The organism is Verrucomicrobiia bacterium, assembly GCA_035577545.1.
Lineage (GTDB): Bacteria > Verrucomicrobiota > Verrucomicrobiia > Palsa-1439 > Palsa-1439 > Palsa-1439.
In genome coordinates this window covers 31,070-47,276 of the sequence record DATLVI010000021.1, presented here as the reverse complement: position 1 = coordinate 47,276, position 16,207 = coordinate 31,070, and the positions used below count along the sequence as shown (strand labels likewise).

Here is a 16,207-nt window from a genome sequence, read left to right as displayed (position 1 = left end):
GCGAAGTGCGCGACTTTAAGCCGGAAGACTTCATGCCTCTCAAGGAGACGCGGCGCACCGATCGGTTCGTGCAGTACGCCGTTGGGGCCGCCAAGAAGGCGGTCGTGGATGCGGGCATCGAGATGGCCAAGGAGGACGCCAACCGCGTGGGTGTGCTCATCGGCTCCGGCATTGGCGGCATGGAAACCATTGAAGAGCAGGTGGGGAACCTCATCCGCAAAGGCCCGGGCCGCGTCTCGCCGTTCATGATCCCGATGCTCATCGTCAACATGGCCAGCGGGTATGTGTCGATGTTGCTCGGCGCGAAGGGGCCGAACCTCGCCGTTGTTTCCGCGTGTGCCACCGCGACGCATGCGTTGGGGGAGGCGGCGCGGGCGATTGTTCATAATGATGCCGATATCATGATCGCCGGCGGCAGCGAGGCCGCAGTCACGCAAATGGGGTACGCGGGTTTCTGCGCCATGAAAGCCATGAGCACCCGCAACAGTGAACCCGAGCGCGCCAGCCGACCGTTCGACGCCCAGCGCGATGGTTTTGTGATGGGGGAAGGGGCGGGTGTGTGCATTCTCGAATCGCTCGAACACGCCCGCAAACGGCACGCGAAGATCTATTGTGAGGTCGCCGGCTACGGCATCACGGGTGACGCCTACCACATGAGCGCGCCCGCACCTGAGGGCGAAGGGGCCGCGCGTTCCATGGCGATGGCCCTGGGGCACGCCGGGCTCAACCCTGAACAGGTTGATTACATCAATGCCCACGGCACCTCGACGCCCGTTGGTGACAAGTGCGAAACGCAGGCGATCAAAAAGGTCTTCGGCGCACACGCGAAGAAGCTGGCGGTCAGTTCCACCAAGTCCATGACCGGCCATCTGCTCGGCGCGGCGGGTGCGGTTGAAACGGCGGCCTGCGCGCTGGCGATTCGTGATGGCATCGTTCCGCCGACCATCAACTACGAGAATCCCGATCCGGAATGCGATCTCGACTACGTGCCCAACAAGGCCCGGCAGATGAAGGTCGATGTCTGCCTGAATAATTCGCTGGGGTTCGGCGGCCACAACGCCACGATCATCGTCAAGCGGCACGAGTGAAGCGCACGATGAGTACGAAAGTTCGCGTTACGATTTGGAATGAATTCCGCCACGAGCGCAAGAACGAGGCGGTGAAGAAGGTTTATCCCGATGGCATGCACGTGACGATTGCCAAGGGGCTGGCGAGCGCGAAGGATTTGGTTTGCCGCACGGCGACCCTCGACGAACCGGAGCATGGGCTGACGGAGACCGTGCTGAAAGAGACCGATGTGCTCGTTTGGTGGGGGCACGTCGCGCATGGGGACGTGAAGGACGACGTGGTGAAGCGCGTGCAGCAGCAGGTGCTAGCGGGGATGGGATTGATCGTGCTGCATTCCGGCCATTATTCGAAGATTTTTCGCGCATTGATGGGGACGAATTGCTCCCTGAAGTGGCGCGAGGCCGACGAGAAGGAACGTTTCTGGAACCTGGCGCCGGGTCATCCCATCACGGAAGGCCTGGGCGAATATTTTGAATTGCCCTACGAGGAAATGTACGGTGAGCGTTTCGATATTCCCGAACCGGATAAGCTCATTTTTGTTTCGTGGTTCGAGGGCGGTGAGGTGTTCCGCAGCGGTTGTTGTTGGGACCGCGGTAACGGCCGCGTCTTCTATTTTCGTCCCGGACACGAGACGTATCCGACGTACCACGATGCCAATGTGATTCGGGTGATTGGAAACGCCTGCCGCTGGGCACGTCGCCGCGTAACGATGGCGACCGACAAGGCGCCGAATTCGCCCGCGCTGGAGCCGATCAAGAAGAAGGCGGTGCAGTTTGGCCGCGCGGGAGTGCGGCAGTGAACAAACTTCGCATCGGCATCATCGGCCTGGGCATTGGGCGGAGCCACATTCGCGGTTATCAATCGCACTCGAACGCGGAGGTCGTCGCCATCGCCGACCTTGACGAGACGCGCCTGAAAGCGTCGGGCGACGAGTACAAGATTGCGCACCGTTATCGCGACGCAGCGGAGATGCTTGCGCAAGAGAAGCTCGACATCGTGAGCGTGTGCACGCCGAACAAGTTTCACAAACCGCTCACGATCGCGGCCCTGGAGGCCGGTTGCCATGTGCTCTGCGAGAAGCCGATGGCGATGAACACCGCGGAAGCGCGCGCGATGCGGGACGCGGCGCAGCGCGCGGGGAAACGGCTGATGATCAATTTTTCCTACCGCTTCTCCACGCCGTCCTGGGCGCTGAAAGCGCAGGTCGACGCGGGCGCGCTGGGCGATATTTACTTTGCCCGCACGATCTGGCATCGCCGGCGCGGGATTCCGGGTTTTGGCGGCTGGTTCGGACAGAAAGCGCTGGCGGGCGGCGGGCCGATCATCGATCTTGGCGTGCATCGGCTGGACCTGGCATTGTGGTTAATGGGTTACCCGAAACCCGTGTGGGTGCTGGCAAGCACCTACAACGCGATAGGCTCGCGCATCGCGAAGGAAAAAGGCGCAACGTTCGATGTTGAGGACCTCGGAGTGGCGCTGGTCAAATTTCAGAATGGCGCGACGCTGGAGTTGGAGGCTTCGTGGGCGGCGTATATCGCCGAGCAGGAGCTCATGGAGACGCGGCTGTTGGGAACGGTTGGCGGCGCGGTGCATCGGAATGTCGGGGAAGGGTACAAGTTCGAGGCGGAACTTTTCCTCGAACGCGACGGCGCGCATTACGATATGAAACTGCATCATCCGCCCGGCCCTGACGTGCCCACCCAGTTTCACCATTTCATCGACAGCATCCTGCAGGACAAACCGCATATCGCCACCGCCGAGGAAGGGCTGATCGTGATGGAGTTGCTCGACGCGATTTACGAGAGCGCCGCGAGCGGTCAGCCGGTGCAAATCAAGCGGTAGCGGCGGAGTGTCGGCGCGTCCACACCAGCGCCATCTGAACGACGATCAGCACGACGAGCACGGCTGCGCAAAAGAAATAAGGCGCGCGCAGTGAGTGGTGGCTCCCGACCCAACCCGCCAGCACCGGACCGACGAACATTCCGCTTCCGATGATGGCCTCGTGGAACCCGCTGCCTTTGCCTTTTTCGGTCATCTCTTCGAGCGTGAAGTAAATGCTCGCCTGGTACGAGTAGCCGGACACGACGCCGCCGACGATCCACGCCGCGGCGAACATCCACGTAGCATGCGCGAGCGCGATCCACACGAGGCTCGCCGCGCAGCCCAATTGCGCCACCCACAGCGGCCAGAGCCGCGTCCGCCAGAACACAAGGAGTTGCAGCGCTACGAACGCCGCGAGTGCCGCACCGCGACCGGCGGCGAGTAGCGCGCCATGCACATCCGCGCTGATACCGAGATGCATCGCGAGCTGCGGGAACAACGCCGTGGTGCCGGCCAGCGCGAAATTTGTCGCAAAATTCGCCAACCATGCCGTCTTGCGAAAACCGCGACCTCTGGGGATGTGCGGAGCCGGGTCTGCGGCAGTGAATTCATTGTTGCCTTCCGATTGCCTGGTGGGGAGGAGCAGTAGGACCGCAATCAGATAGATTGACCCTGCGGACGCATAGAATGCCAGTTTCGGCCCGTGCTTAAAGAGAATGCCGGAAAGCAGAAACCCGAGCAGAAGGCCAAGGTTCCACGCCACTCCGAAAGTGGTCAGGCGGACCGCGAGTTTGTGTCCGCTGAGTCCTTCCCCGAGCCAGGCGATGATCGACGGCCAGAAGCACGCCAGGCCGATGCCGAAGAAGGCACTGAACAACAGGAGCAAGCCGATCTGGGTTGTCAGCGAACACGCGAACGCCATGCTTCCTGCAATGAGGCAGCCGACGAGCGCCAATTGGCGGCGTCCGACACGGTCGGAGTATCGGCCCGTCACCAGCGCCAGCATAGCATAGACGCCAATCCACACTGCACCGAGCCAACCAAGCTGCGCCGCGCTCGCGCCCAACTCCGCCGCGCGTCGGCCGATGGCGAATACCACGCCCGCCACGCTCATATCCATCAGCAGAGAGACGAGATAAAGGATCAGAAGCTGGCTCATATGAGAGCGCGCAGGATACGCCGCACCTTCGGGAACGGACAAGCGGAATCGCCAGGCTCGGTCCACAAACAGCGTGCGGCAGCGGAATACACTCTATCCTTCATTTTTGGCGGAGGAGCGGTATAATGCGCGGCCATGCAACTACTTGTCGCCTCGCGCAACAAACACAAATTGAAAGAGCTAGCGGCTTTGCTGAAGGACCTGCCGTTGGAGGCCGTCCCGGCATCGAGCATTCGCGGGCTGCCGGAAATCGTGGAGGACGGCGCAACGATCCGCGATAACGCGATCAAGAAGGCGGTCGAGACGGCACGGGTGGCGAAGAAGTTGACGCTGGCCGATGATACGGGGCTGGAAGTGGACGCATTGAAGGGCGAGCCCGGCGTGAGGTCCGCACGGTTCGCCGGCGAGGACGCGACGTATCACGAGAACAACAAGAAATTGCTCCAGCGGCTCGAAGGCGTACCGTATGACAAGCGGACGGCACGATTTCGTTGCGTGGTGGCGATCGCCGACGAGAACGGGTTGTGCGAGTGCGTAGAAGGCATCTGTAATGGGACAATCCTCGAAGCGGAGCGCGGTGGCGGCGGATTCGGATACGATCCGCTCTTCATCGCCGATGGCCAGACGAAGACCTTCGCGGAACTTTCGCCGGAAGTGAAGAACCGCATCAGCCATCGCGCGAAGGCGATGCAAAAGGCGTGGGCGGTATTGTCCCGCTATCTGCGCGAGCGCAGCGCCGGCGCCGATGATTCTCCGCCTCCACCGCCGCAGCGCGAGCGGGTATGAAGGCCTTTATCCTGGCCGCGGGACTGGGCACGCGACTGCGCTCGCTCGGCCTGGACCTCCCCAAGGTGATGGTGCCGGTGGGTGGCAAGCCCTTGCTGGAGCATCACTTGGGGCTGTTCAAGCGGCAGGGTGTCCGCGAACTGATCGTCAACTTGCACTACCTTCCCGAGAAGATCACCAGTTACTTTGGGGATGGCAGTCGGTTCGGCGTAAGAATCATCTACTCGCGCGAGCCGGAGCTGTTGGGTACCGCCGGCGCGGTAAAGAAGATGGAACGTGAACTGCTTGATGGGACGTTCCTTGTGTTTTACGGCGACAACCTGGTGCAGGTCGAATTCGCGCCCCTGATTGAGTTTCATCGAGCACGCCAGGCGCTGGCAACGGTGGCGTTGTTTGCGTCGCCTGAGCCGTGGACGGGTGGGGTGGTCGAGACGGATTCGAACGGCCGGGTGCTGCGATTTGTCGAAAAGCCCGACCCGAAACAGGTTTCGACAAACCTAATCAGCGCTGGTATTTTCGTCATCGAACCATCCGTGCTGGAAATGATTCCGGCGGGGCAATTTTACGATTTTGGAAAGGACGTGTTTCCGAGGTTACTGGCCGAAGGACGGCCGGTGTACGCGATGAAGCCCGAGGCGTACATCCAGGACGTGGGCACGCCCGAGCGGTTGGCGAAAGCGCAGCACGATTTCGAACAGGGAGTGTTGAATTGATCATCACGCAGACACCATTGCGAATCTCGCTGGCCGGCGGCGGGACGGATTTCCCCGACTTCTTTGAACAGCACGGCGGGTGCGTGGTCAGCACGGCCATCGACAAGTACGTGTATTGCATCGCCAAGGAACGGTTCGACGACAAGATCTACGTCAATTGGACGAAGAAGGAAATCGTAGAGTCAGTGGACCAGATCGAGCACGAACTGGTGCGCGAAGCCATGCGCAAGGTCGGGGTGCAGAAGGGGATTGAGATTTCCTTTCTCTCCGACATTCCCGCGGAAGGATCAGGGCTGGGATCATCGAGCAGCGTCACGGTGGGGGTGCTTAATGCGCTATATCATCACGTCGGCGCCACACCCACGATCGAGCAATTGGCGAGTGAGGCCTGCGAGATCGAGATTGGCATTTTGGGCAAGCCCATCGGTGTGCAGGACCAGTACATTGCGGCATACGGCGGCCTGCGCTGTTTTGAATTTGGCCCGGGCCGCGCGGTGAAGGTCACGTCGGTAAAGACAACCCGCACGGTGCTCGAAGACCTCGACAATATGCTGATGCTGTTCTACACAGGCAAAACGCGGCAGGCCTCGAGCATTCTTTCGCAGCAGAAATCCAACATTGGCGGCAAGGTCGAGGTGCTGCAGCAAATGGCGGAACAAGCGCGGCAGGTGCGGCAATTGATTGAGGCGTCCGACATCGATGGGTTGGGCGCGATCCTTCACCAAGGTTGGGAAGCCAAACGGAAGCTCGCGCAAGGCGTCAGCAGCACGGACCTGGATGAGGTTTATGAACGGGCCGTGAAGGCCGGGGCACTGGGTGGCAAGATTTCCGGCGCGGGTGGTGGCGGTTTTTTTCTCTTATGCGTGCCCAGTGATAAACGGCAGGCAGTGCGGCACGCGCTGGCCAACCTCCGCGAGATGCCCTTTCGATTGGAGCGTGGCGGCAGTCGGATTGTTGTGAATATGCAAAGGTATTGAATGATGAAAAAGGCAGGCGAATTCGCGAAAGATTACATCAAGGGATTGAAAGACGTGCTGGATCGCATACCGCTGGAACCGGTTGACGAAATCATCCAGGCCATCGAGCTGGCGCAGAACAACCGGCAGCAGGTCTTTGTGATCGGCAACGGTGGCAGCGCGGCGACGGCGTCGCACATGATGAACGATCTGTGCAAGGGCACGTTGGGCCATAAAGGGGATGCCCCGTGGCCGCGGTTGCGCGTCATCGCGCTGACCGACAACGTCTCGCTGATGACCGCATGGGCGAATGACACGGATTACAATCACATTTTCAGCGAACCGTTGAAGAACCTGGCGGAGCGGGGCGATCTGCTCGTTGCGATCTCCGCCTCTGGCAACTCGCCCAATATTCTCGCTGCTGTCGAAGCGGCGAAACAGATTGGCGTGAAAGTGATCGGCCTGACTGGATTCGGCGGCGGCAAGCTGGCGAAGCTGGCGGACATATCCTTCGTCGTTCCCTCGGATGGATACGGTCCCGTGGAAGACGTTCACATGATTCTCGACCACATCATCACGGGTTACCTGTACGAAAAACTGAAGGAAACACATTCCCGGTAAGCGCATGGGTAAAGGTCTGGCGCTGATCACAGGCGGGGCGGGTTTTATTGGATCGCACACAGCGGTCGAACTCCTGCACGCTGGCTACAAGGTTCGTGTACTGGATAATCTTACGCCACCGGTGCACATCGGCGACGGCATGTGGCCCGATTGGTTGTCGGGCGACGTCGAGCGCGTGGCCGGCGACGTGCGCAACCGCGAAGACTGGGCCAGAGCACTGCGCGGAGTCGACGTCGTCATTCATCTCGCCGCGTACCAGGATTTGTTGCCGAATTTCTCGCAGTTCTTCCATGTCAACTCGGTTGGGACTGCGCTCTTGTATGAACTAATCGTTGCCGAGAAATTGCCGGTGCGGAAAGTTGTGGTTGCCAGCAGCCAGTTTGTTTACGGCGAGGGGCGCTATCAGTGCACGAAAGATGGAGAGGTGTTTCCTGACGGACGCGAACCGCAGCGACTGGCAAAGGGTCTGTGGGAACCTGTTTGTCCAAAGTGCGGCGGGCCGATCCAATCGTTGACACTGCTGGAGACGCATGCGGGACCAAAGAACCAGTACTCGATCGCGAAATACTCGCAGGAGTTGATGGCGGTCGCGCTGGGCCGCAACTATGGCATTCCCAGCGTCGCGCTGCGTTACTCGATCGTACAGGGGCCACACCAATCGTTTCGCAACGCCTACTCGGGCGTGCTGCGCATCTTCACATTGCAGATGATGAAGAGGCAACGCCCGTCGGTGTTCGAAGACGGTCAGCAGCTGCGGGATTACGTGAACGTGGGCGATGTCGCTCGCGCCAACCTGCTCGTCCTAGAAAGCGACGCGGCAAACTATGAGGTGTTTAATGTTGGCGGTGGCCGTGGGTACACCGTTGTCGAGTTCGCGGGCATTGTCGCCGAAACCCTGGGTGTGAACCTAGAACCAAACATCAGCGGCGAATACCGGGTCGGCGATACGCGCCACAGCGTCTCGGATATTTCCAAACTCCAGCGTCTCGGCTGGCAACCGACCAAGTCCCCGCGCGACAGCGTGCGCGATTATGTCGAATGGATTCGCCGGCAGAACCTGGAGAAGGATTACGCGGCGGAAGCGCTGGCGAAGTTGCGCGAAATGGGCGCACTGAGGAAAGCAACCTGAACCGCTGATGGAAGCGCGCCCCTACCTGTCGGTCGTGATTCCCGCTTACAACGAACAGGAGCGGCTCAAACGTTTCGTGCCCGGCATTGTCAAGTTTCTGCAATCGAAGGGGCAGCCGTTCGAGATCATTGTTGTTAACGACGGCAGCCGGGACGACACGGCGCAGGTAGCGCGTGAACTGTCGAACGGATTCCCGATGCTGCGACTGATTGACCTCAACCCGAATCGCGGTAAAGGCGGGGCGGTGAGAGCGGGCATGCTCGACGCCCGCGGCGAATTCGCTCTCTTCACCGATGCGGACCAAAGCACGCCGATCACAGAGGTCGAGAAACTGCTTCCGAAACTGGAGCGCGAGGGTTTCGATATCGCAATCGGCTCGCGAGCGGTGCCCGGCGCGCTGGTGGAACAACCCCAAGTTTGGTATCGCGCCCTGGCCGGGAGGCTTTTCGGGGTCGGCACGAGGATCCTTTGTATCCGCGGCCTGTACGATACCCAATGCGGTTTCAAGGCCATGAGGCGTGAAGTGGCGCAGAAAGTTTTCCCGCAGGTCACATCGGACTCGGCGATCTTCGATATGGAGATGCTGGCGGTGGCGACGCGGGAAGGGTACCGAATCGCGGAGGTCGCAGTGCAATGGGTGCACGATCCCGACACGCGCATCCCCTACAATTTGCGCCGCGCGATCAACATCTGGCTCGAGCTGTTTCGAATCAACCGGGCCCAAAAAATCGGTTGGGCGCTGAAGGCGAGAACGCGTTGAGCGCGCCGCTCCCAAAGTCCGACATTCCGCTTTCCCCCAAGGCGGAGTGGCTGATCCTCGCGGCGATTGTCGCGGTTGGCGCGTGGCTGAGATTTCAACACCTGGAACTACTGGAGTTCAAAGGGGACGAGGCCTTCGCGGCGAATCGGGCGTTGGAGTTCGTGCGGGGCGGCAAACTGCCGACGTCGGGCTTGATGTCGAGCGTGGGTGTCTCGAATCCACCGCTGTTCATCTGGCTGTTAATCCCGATGTTTTTCATTACCTCGAGCATTGCGGGGGTGTGTTGCCTGATTGCCGGCCTGGGGCTGGCCGCGGTGGTCGCGACCTGGTGGATCGGGCGAAAATATTACGGTTCGTTGGCAGGCCTGGTGGCGTCGGCATTGTTCGCCACCGCGCCGTGGGCGGTCATTTATTCCCGGAAGATTTGGGCGCAGGATTTCGTGCCGGTCTTTGCCACTGCGACCATCTGGGCGATGCACGCGCTCATTCTCGGGAAAAAACCGAAAGCGGTATTTTGGGTGTTGTGTCTGCCGCTGTGCGTGATCCAAATTCACTACAGCGGGTTCGCCTTGACGGCGACAGTGGTGGCAATTCTGCTGCTCTTGCGGCCGAAGATCGATTGGCGGCTGGCGGTCGCCGGCGTTGCGTTGGCGGCGGTGTTGGCCGTGCCCTACGTGATGGCGCAACAGAAGAACGGCTGGGCGGAATGGAAGCGGATGTCGGAAGAGCGCAGCAGCAGCCGCTGGAGCCAGCTTCCGCTGGGAATGACAATCAGCCCGCAAAGCGGTTATCCGTTTCCGCGACGACCGTCTGAAGCGTGGCAGCATGCGCTGGCGATCATGAACGCCGGGGAGATCGAGGACGTGCTGGGGTTGAGCACCAGCAAGGAATTTGATCCCACTCGTATTTGGGTCGGCAAGGGCACGGGGCAAAACCAGTATTTCGACTCGACGCTGACGTTCGGCGCGTGGTTGCCGGGATTGCAGCGGCTGGCATTTCTCGCGGCATTGGCGTGGTTCTGCGTGGTGGCAGTGAAGTCGGGGAAGACTTTGCTGCGTCGCGACGTGACAGCGGATGAAGAGTCGAAACGGGCATGGATTTTGGCGCTCTGGTTTATTGTGCCGCTGGCCGTATACCTCGTGGCAGGGCTCTGGACGTATTTGTCGTACTACGTGATTATGTACCCCGTGTTCTTTCTGATTTTTGGGGCGCTGAGTCCACGCGCGGTACCGGCGAAAATCCTGATGGGTGTTGCGGCGGTGTTTCTGGCGGGCAACATTCTTTTCACGCTGGACGTGGATGCGTATCTGAGCCGTTATGGAGGGGCGCAGGGCACGTATGGGTCCGGACTTGGCTTTAAGGAGGCGGCGGCGAGATTTGTGGCGGCGCAGACTGACACCGAGAAGCTTGTCAAAGAAAACCGGCTATTGCAGATGGACCATTGGCAGCGAACGGAACTGGCGCAGCAAGATTTGCCCTTTCTAGCGATGCTAAGCGGTCACGGAGATGTACTGGCCACCAATGCCGTCGTGCTTGTTGTGGACGACAACCGGACGAGTTTCGATGCCAGTCGCGTTAACTTTGGCGGCCCAAGCACCAATTTTGGTCCGATGCGCGTTTATCTCATCAACCGGCCATGAAGTTGCCATTCAAGACGAAGGGGGAGCGTAACACCGCTTTTGTGTTGGTGGCGTTATGGGCGCTGCTTTTTCTCCCGAACCTGCGGACGAACCCAAACTGGTACGGCGACGAGGGCGAGTGGATGGAGAAATCCTGGACGTTTATCCACGGAACGCCGCGGATTGGGCCCATCGTGGACGATTTTATTTTCCCGTACCCGTACCCGCCACTCTACATGATGGTGAACGGCGCATTGCTGCGTATGTTCGGCAACGACATTGTCGTGGCCCGCGCGCTGGGCGCGGTGACGGCGCTGGTGGCGGGGGCGCTGCTGTTTTGGATCGGCACGCGGCTTCGCGACAAGAACTTTGGTTTTCTTTGCGCGGCCGCATTCCTGGTTTACTCCGAGGCCAACATAAATTTCCGCTGGGTGCGCTCCCATCCGATGTCTGGTGTCCTGGCTTTGGCGGCGGTCGGTTTTTTGATTCGCTATGTCCAGGAGAAACGCCTGCATGACGCGGCGTGGGCGGGAGTATTCTGTTCGTTGGCAACGGCGACGAATTATTTCACATACCCGTTGGTCGGGGCGGTGGTCGCCACGGTGGCCGTGGTGAACTGGCGCGAATGGAAATCGTCGCGCGCGTGGCGGGACGTGATCGTGGCCGGGGCGCTGGCGTGCGCGTACGCGGGCCTGTTTGTCTTGTGGTATAGCGCGGCGCACGGGTGGGGACAACTGATGACGCAGGTGGGGCGGTTGACCAGCGTTGCGAGCAACGAGGCGCGTCCGACCTTCGGAGGCGAGATTGGGCGATTCATTGAGAACGTGTGGACGCTCAGTTTCAAGACGCCGACACAAGGGCCACCGATGCCGTGGTCAGGACATGATTGGTGGTTGACCGTGGCGGCGATTGGTTTTGTGTTTCTCCCGACGCGTGATTGGCGACTGCGGTTGTGGGTGCCGTTTTGGCTGTTGGTGTTGATGTACGGCGTGTTCAAGAAGCTCAACAATGTGCCTTTGTTCTTTTATCCCGCGACGATCTTCCTGCCGTTGATGGCGGTGGGTTTTGCCGGAGTACTGACGTGGGCCGGGGAGTTGGTGAAACGGGTTGCGGGAAAATCAAAGGAAGCGACGGCAATGGGAGTCGCCTGTATCGTGCTGGCCGGCTTCGGTCTGCAGTCGGCAGCCGGTGCGTGGAGCCATTTCCATACCCGCATCGACATGTGGACTCAGCAGTCCGCGACGGACGCCGAGGCGGCCATGGCATACGTCAACGCACACACGGCGAAAGATGATTTTGTGATTGTGCCCAAGCAGATCTACTGGCTGGCGCGATGCGACCGCCGCAGCATGTTGACTTTTTGTGCGCGCTACAAAGGGGTGGACAATGACATGCCGGTGCCGACGCACATTCCGCAGGAACTTTACTGGTTCGATTGTCGGCTGGAGGAGGCGAAGTTCCTCGTGCTGGAGTACGGAGTGGAGCAGCGGACGCTGCCCGACGGGCGAACCGGGCAGTTGCCAGTGGGCATCGATGCGGTGTATACCATCGGCCTACGGGGCGTACGGGAAGTGATCCAGCAGGCGCAACAAGAGAACTGGCCGGCGGTGTTTCATCAGGGCGCGTATCTGGTGCTGGCGAATCCGCGGTTTGTGAAGGAGGCGAAATAGCGTGGCGCAGGACGAACGAGCATTGGTCATCATTCCGACGTACAACGAGAGGGAGAACATCCGCTCGATCGTCGAGTTGGTGTTGTCGCAGGTCCCGAACCTCGAAATACTGGTGGTGGATGATAACTCGCCCGACGGTACCGCGGCGATTGTGACCGAGATGGCACAGGCCGAGCCGCGTGTGCACCTGTTGAGCCGGGCCGGGAAGCTGGGGTTGGGCACGGCGTACATTGCCGGGTTCAAATGGGGCTTGTCGCGCGGGTACGCCTACCTCATCGAAATGGACGCGGATTTTTCCCACGACCCGCGCGAGATCCCGAACATGTTGAAGGCGATCCAGGAAGCCGACCTAGTGCTCGGCTCGCGCTACATCGACGGCGTGCGCGTGGTGAACTGGCCGCTCTCGCGCCTCGTTTTGAGCAAGGGGGCTTCTTATTATGTCAGAATTATCACGGGTTTGCCCGTCTACGACCCAACCGGGGGCTTCAAATGCTTTCGCCGAAAGGTGCTGGAGACGCTTGAACTCGATGAAGTGCGGAGCAACGGCTACGCCTTCCAGATTGAGATGACACACAAAGCATGGATGAAGGGTTTCCGGATCCGTGAGATTCCGATCACGTTCGCCGACCGCTCCGCGGGCCAATCCAAGATGTCCGGCCACATCGTGCGCGAGGCGCTGTGGATGGTGTGGTCGCTGGCATTCGCGCACGGATTTCGACGCAAGCCACGCGCCACGTTGAAGACCGACGCGTGACGATGGTCCAGTCCCCTCGCGCATGCGCCAAGCCTCACAACCATGAGTGATTCCCCAGAGCCGACCGGGACGACGGGATCCGCTCACGGGACTTCGTGCGAGTCGACGGCATTTTTCAGCGTAGGCGACAAGGCCGCGTTCATGGTCGCCAGTACCGTGGCGTTCGCGAGTTATTGGTACACATTGGCGCCAAGCGTGACGCTGGGAGAGTCCGGCGGGTTTCTGACCGCGGCGCACAATCTGGGTGTGCCGCATCCGCCGGGTTACCCGGTGTGGACGATCCTCGCGTGGATTTGGCAGTGGATTCTTCCGTTCGGCAGTATTGCCTGGCGCATGAACCTGATGTCCGCGTTCTTTGGCGCGCTGGCCGTCGGGTTCGCGGCCCTGCTGATCTCGAAGAGCGGGCGCGTGATGGCGTCGCGGTGTGGTTTCTTGCAGCAGGTAGCGGATGAACGCGCGCTGGGACGAATCATCCTCGCGAGTGCTGTGTCAGCGGCGCTGATCCTGGCGTTTTCACCCGTGATGTGGTCGCAGTCAGTGATCACGGCGGTGTACGCGTTGAACGCGTTCTTCCTGATGGTGACGCTGTCGCTGCTGTATCGCTGGAGCTTCGAGACGGAGCGGCGGGGGAGGCTTTACCTGGCGGCGTTCGTGTGGGGCGTGAGCCTGACGAACCACCAGACGCTGGTGCTGCTGACTGTGGCTTTGCCGTCGTTCGTGTGGCTGGCGGACCGCAAGCTTGGGCGGGACTTGCTCGCACCCATCCTGGCGGTGATCATGCTCGGGATCCTGAAGATGATCGTAACTCCCGGCAGCTTGTTTCACCAAGGTGGTTTCTCCGCGGCGTGGATTCTGGCCCATGGTGTGGGCGCGGGAGTGTGGTTGTATCTGCTGTGGAAAGAAGGGTCCGGGTTGCTGTTGATGTGGCGGCAGGTCATCGCGACGTATGCGGCGGTGATTCTTGGATTGGCGCTGTACGCGTATCTGCCGTTGTCGTCCGCGACGGATCCGCCGATGAATTGGGGTTATACGCGCACGGTCGCGGGATTTGTCCGCCACTTCGCAGGCGGCCAATTCGAAAAAATCCACGCCGAGCGCACCGCGTTGCAGTTCTGGGGCCAGATCAACATGTTCTTCGACGACCTCAAGACCCAGTTCAACATCGTGTATGCGCTGGTTGCCCTCGTGGCGTTGTTTTTCTATCGGGATCTCGCCCGTGAGGACCGGGACTGGTTGGTGTTCCTGTTGATCGCTTTCCTTTTCCTGGGGTTGGAATATATCTTTTTTTCCAATCCAACATTTGAAAGGCAAAAACAGTTTGCCGATCGCGTGTTCTTCCTGCCGTGCCACTGCGTGTACGCCCTCTGGATCGGTTACGGGTTGATTCTTGGGGCGGGATACCTCCTCTCCGAGAAGCCATGGATGCGGGGAGCCGCGCTGCCGATAGCGGTTCTCGTGTGCGCCCTGCCAGTGGTGTCGGTCGTGACAAACTGGGCGGACAACGAGGAGCGCGGCCATGATTTTGGTTATCAATTTGGGTATCGTATGTTCAAGCCGGGGGGCGGCTATCCCGAGATGGAGAAGGGCGCCATTCTGTTTGGGGGCACGGATCCGGGCCGCTTTGTGCCGACGTACATGATCTACGTCGAGAGCCAGGTGCCCCCGCGCGCAAGGACCCAACTGGCGAAGTATCCAGAGAGCAGTACGTTCGATCGTCGCGACGTTTATATTGTCACGCAGAATGCACTCGCGGAGCGGACCTACCTGCATTCCGTCCGTGACCATTATGGCGCCGGCCGGCCGGACCCGAAGAATCCCGAGACATTGCAGGATCGTCACGGTTGGCAGCGGGCGGTGTTCGATCTCGCATGGCAACGTTTGGGCCGCGAGAAAGCCTACCCGCAGACGCCCATCTGGGTGCCGGGAGAAAGCGATTTCCAGGCGGCGTTGCAGCAATACCTCGAAGAGCTTCGCACGCGCCGACAGCTGCCGGGAGAGGACGTGAAGGTTGAAGGGGGCCGCGTCAGCGTGCAAGGGCTGGCCAGTATTATGGCCGTCAACGGTTACGTCATCCGTGAGATTTTCGATCACAACAAGGACCGGCATGCACTTTACATCGAGGAGAGTTACGCCATCCCCTGGTTGTACCCGTTCCTGGAACCGTATGGAATCATCCTGAAGATCAACCGCGATCCGCTTCCAGAAATCACCCCCGCCATGGTGGCGCGCGACCGTGCTTACTGGGACGCGCTGTTTGAGGACCTGCACCGCGACCCGCGTTTCAACCGCGACGACGTGGCGGAAGAAACATTCTCCAAGCTTCGCACGGCCATCGGCAGTCTCTATGCGTTCCGCCACATGGCCGCGGAAGCGGAGTATGCGTACAAGCAGGCCATTACCCTCTGTCCCGCCGGCCCCGATGGAAACTTCCATCTCACCCAGCTCTACGTGGAGTCCGGGCGCTTTGATGACGCCGTGGCCGTTCTGGAGGAGTACCAAAGGCATGACCCGTACAACTTGCGGATTCGGGAAGCGATCCGAATCGTAGACGAGTTGAAGCGCCAGATGGGCGAGCAGCGCGAACTGGAACAGCAGTACGCGGCGCAGCCGGACGACCTGCCACTGGCGTTGTTGCTCATCGATTCCTACGCCCGGCACCAGCGAACGGACTCCATCGACGAACTCGTTACCTCCCTGGTCGCGCGCCCGAGTCTGCCGGCCGAGATTTTCCTGCAAATCGCGCAGCGGTACCTTGCGCTCGGACGGCCGGATCGCGCCATTGACCTGCTGACGGTCATGGCACAGCGTTATCCGCAGAGCCAGGGTGCCTGGTATAGTCTCTGCGTGGTGGAAAGCGCGCAACAGAATTGCGACGCAGCGGTGGCGGCACTGGCACGCGCGCTTGCGCTGGACGACGCGGGCCATCACCTTCTGGACATGGTCCGACGCGACCCACGCCTGAACAATTGCCGTCAACACCCACGTTTTCAGCAAATTTTGGGTCAGCAGTCCAACCAGCCGCCGTCCTCCGCAGTTCTGCCCGGTGGGATCAGGATTACGCACTGAGGTGGAAAGGGAAAGGGTGAGGGGAATTGGGAGATTGGGACTGGCATTCCACAATGCGGAAGCTGTTTTTCTCTCTGGCGGAGGA

At 60.4% G+C, this 16,207-nt stretch carries 14 protein-coding genes; 13 read left to right on the top strand and 1 reads right to left on the bottom strand.

Annotated features, from left to right (window positions below):
• The 3 genes from fabF to VNL17_06830 all read left to right on the top strand — a co-directional run.
• Nucleotides 1-1,088: beta-ketoacyl-ACP synthase II (gene fabF, locus VNL17_06840; GenBank protein HXI83791.1), on the top strand; the 1,088-nt coding region annotated here is incomplete at its 5' end.
• An 8-nt stretch (nt 1,089-1,096) separates the two neighbouring features.
• Nucleotides 1,097-1,867: a ThuA domain-containing protein gene (locus tag VNL17_06835; GenBank protein HXI83790.1), complete on the top strand. Its 771-nt coding sequence runs from the start codon at nt 1,097-1,099 to the stop codon at nt 1,865-1,867.
• The gene (locus VNL17_06830) at nt 1,864-2,910 is read left to right on the top strand and encodes a Gfo/Idh/MocA family oxidoreductase (protein HXI83789.1); all 1,047 of its coding nucleotides are present in this window, start codon (nt 1,864-1,866) and stop codon (nt 2,908-2,910) included. Before VNL17_06835 ends, VNL17_06830 begins: the two co-directional genes overlap by 4 nt.
• Here VNL17_06830 and VNL17_06825 read toward each other — a convergent pair.
• Complete coding sequence (locus tag VNL17_06825; GenBank protein HXI83788.1) at nt 2,900-4,048, bottom strand: MFS transporter; 1,149 nt, start codon at nt 4,046-4,048, stop codon at nt 2,900-2,902. The genes VNL17_06830 and VNL17_06825 overlap by 11 nt on opposite strands.
• A 135-nt stretch (nt 4,049-4,183) precedes the next feature.
• On the opposite strand from VNL17_06825, the gene rdgB reads away from it, so the two are divergent.
• The 10 genes from rdgB to VNL17_06775 are packed head-to-tail and all read left to right on the top strand — an operon-like array spanning nt 4,184 to nt 16,122.
• On the top strand, nt 4,184-4,834 hold the full coding sequence (gene rdgB, locus VNL17_06820; protein ID HXI83787.1) for an RdgB/HAM1 family non-canonical purine NTP pyrophosphatase: 651 nt from the start codon (nt 4,184-4,186) through the stop codon (nt 4,832-4,834).
• Nucleotides 4,831-5,547 (top strand): nucleotidyltransferase family protein, encoded by a 717-nt coding sequence (locus VNL17_06815; GenBank protein ID HXI83786.1) that lies wholly within the window; start codon nt 4,831-4,833, stop codon nt 5,545-5,547. Before rdgB ends, VNL17_06815 begins: the two co-directional genes overlap by 4 nt.
• Nucleotides 5,544-6,524: a GHMP kinase gene (locus VNL17_06810; protein ID HXI83785.1), complete on the top strand. Its 981-nt coding sequence runs from the start codon at nt 5,544-5,546 to the stop codon at nt 6,522-6,524. Before VNL17_06815 ends, VNL17_06810 begins: the two co-directional genes overlap by 4 nt.
• Nucleotides 6,525-7,124 carry an SIS domain-containing protein gene (locus tag VNL17_06805; GenBank protein ID HXI83784.1) on the top strand — a complete coding sequence of 200 codons (600 nt, stop codon included), beginning with the start codon at nt 6,525-6,527 and terminating at the stop codon, nt 7,122-7,124. It begins immediately after the preceding gene.
• Nucleotides 7,125-7,128: 4 nt separating this feature from the next.
• Nucleotides 7,129-8,253, top strand: a complete 1,125-nt coding sequence (locus VNL17_06800) for an NAD-dependent epimerase/dehydratase family protein (protein ID HXI83783.1) — start codon at nt 7,129-7,131, stop codon at nt 8,251-8,253.
• Between the two features lie 7 nt (nt 8,254-8,260).
• Entirely contained in the window at nt 8,261-9,013 is a 753-nt protein-coding gene (locus tag VNL17_06795; protein ID HXI83782.1) for a dolichyl-phosphate beta-glucosyltransferase, read from the top strand.
• Nucleotides 9,010-10,653 (top strand): hypothetical protein, encoded by a 1,644-nt coding sequence (locus tag VNL17_06790; protein ID HXI83781.1) that lies wholly within the window; start codon nt 9,010-9,012, stop codon nt 10,651-10,653. Before VNL17_06795 ends, VNL17_06790 begins: the two co-directional genes overlap by 4 nt.
• Nucleotides 10,650-12,302 carry a glycosyltransferase family 39 protein gene (locus tag VNL17_06785; GenBank protein HXI83780.1) on the top strand — a complete coding sequence of 551 codons (1,653 nt, stop codon included), beginning with the start codon at nt 10,650-10,652 and terminating at the stop codon, nt 12,300-12,302. The genes VNL17_06790 and VNL17_06785 overlap by 4 nt, the downstream gene beginning before the upstream one ends.
• A gap of 1 nt (nt 12,303) precedes the next feature.
• A complete protein-coding gene (locus tag VNL17_06780) occupies nt 12,304-13,056 on the top strand; it encodes a polyprenol monophosphomannose synthase (protein HXI83779.1) in 753 nt (250 codons plus the stop codon).
• Nucleotides 13,057-13,098: 42 nt separating this feature from the next.
• Entirely contained in the window at nt 13,099-16,122 is a 3,024-nt protein-coding gene (locus tag VNL17_06775) for a DUF2723 domain-containing protein (protein HXI83778.1), read from the top strand.
• Nucleotides 16,123-16,207: the final 85 nt, after the last annotated feature.

What these genes read in the sequence shown, in the direction of transcription:
- VNL17_06835 (HXI83790.1), top strand. Translation starts at nt 1,097, where the DNA reads ATGAGTACGAAAGTTCGCGTTACGATTTGGAATGAATTCCGCCACGAG.
- VNL17_06825 (HXI83788.1), bottom strand. Translation starts at nt 4,048, where the DNA reads ATGAGCCAGCTTCTGATCCTTTATCTCGTCTCTCTGCTGATGGATATG.
- rdgB (HXI83787.1), top strand. Translation starts at nt 4,184, where the DNA reads ATGCAACTACTTGTCGCCTCGCGCAACAAACACAAATTGAAAGAGCTA.
- VNL17_06815 (HXI83786.1), top strand. Translation starts at nt 4,831, where the DNA reads ATGAAGGCCTTTATCCTGGCCGCGGGACTGGGCACGCGACTGCGCTCG.
- VNL17_06805 (HXI83784.1), top strand. Translation starts at nt 6,525, where the DNA reads ATGATGAAAAAGGCAGGCGAATTCGCGAAAGATTACATCAAGGGATTG.
- VNL17_06800 (HXI83783.1), top strand. Translation starts at nt 7,129, where the DNA reads ATGGGTAAAGGTCTGGCGCTGATCACAGGCGGGGCGGGTTTTATTGGA.
- VNL17_06795 (HXI83782.1), top strand. Translation starts at nt 8,261, where the DNA reads ATGGAAGCGCGCCCCTACCTGTCGGTCGTGATTCCCGCTTACAACGAA.
- VNL17_06785 (HXI83780.1), top strand. Translation starts at nt 10,650, where the DNA reads ATGAAGTTGCCATTCAAGACGAAGGGGGAGCGTAACACCGCTTTTGTG.
- VNL17_06775 (HXI83778.1), top strand. Translation starts at nt 13,099, where the DNA reads ATGAGTGATTCCCCAGAGCCGACCGGGACGACGGGATCCGCTCACGGG.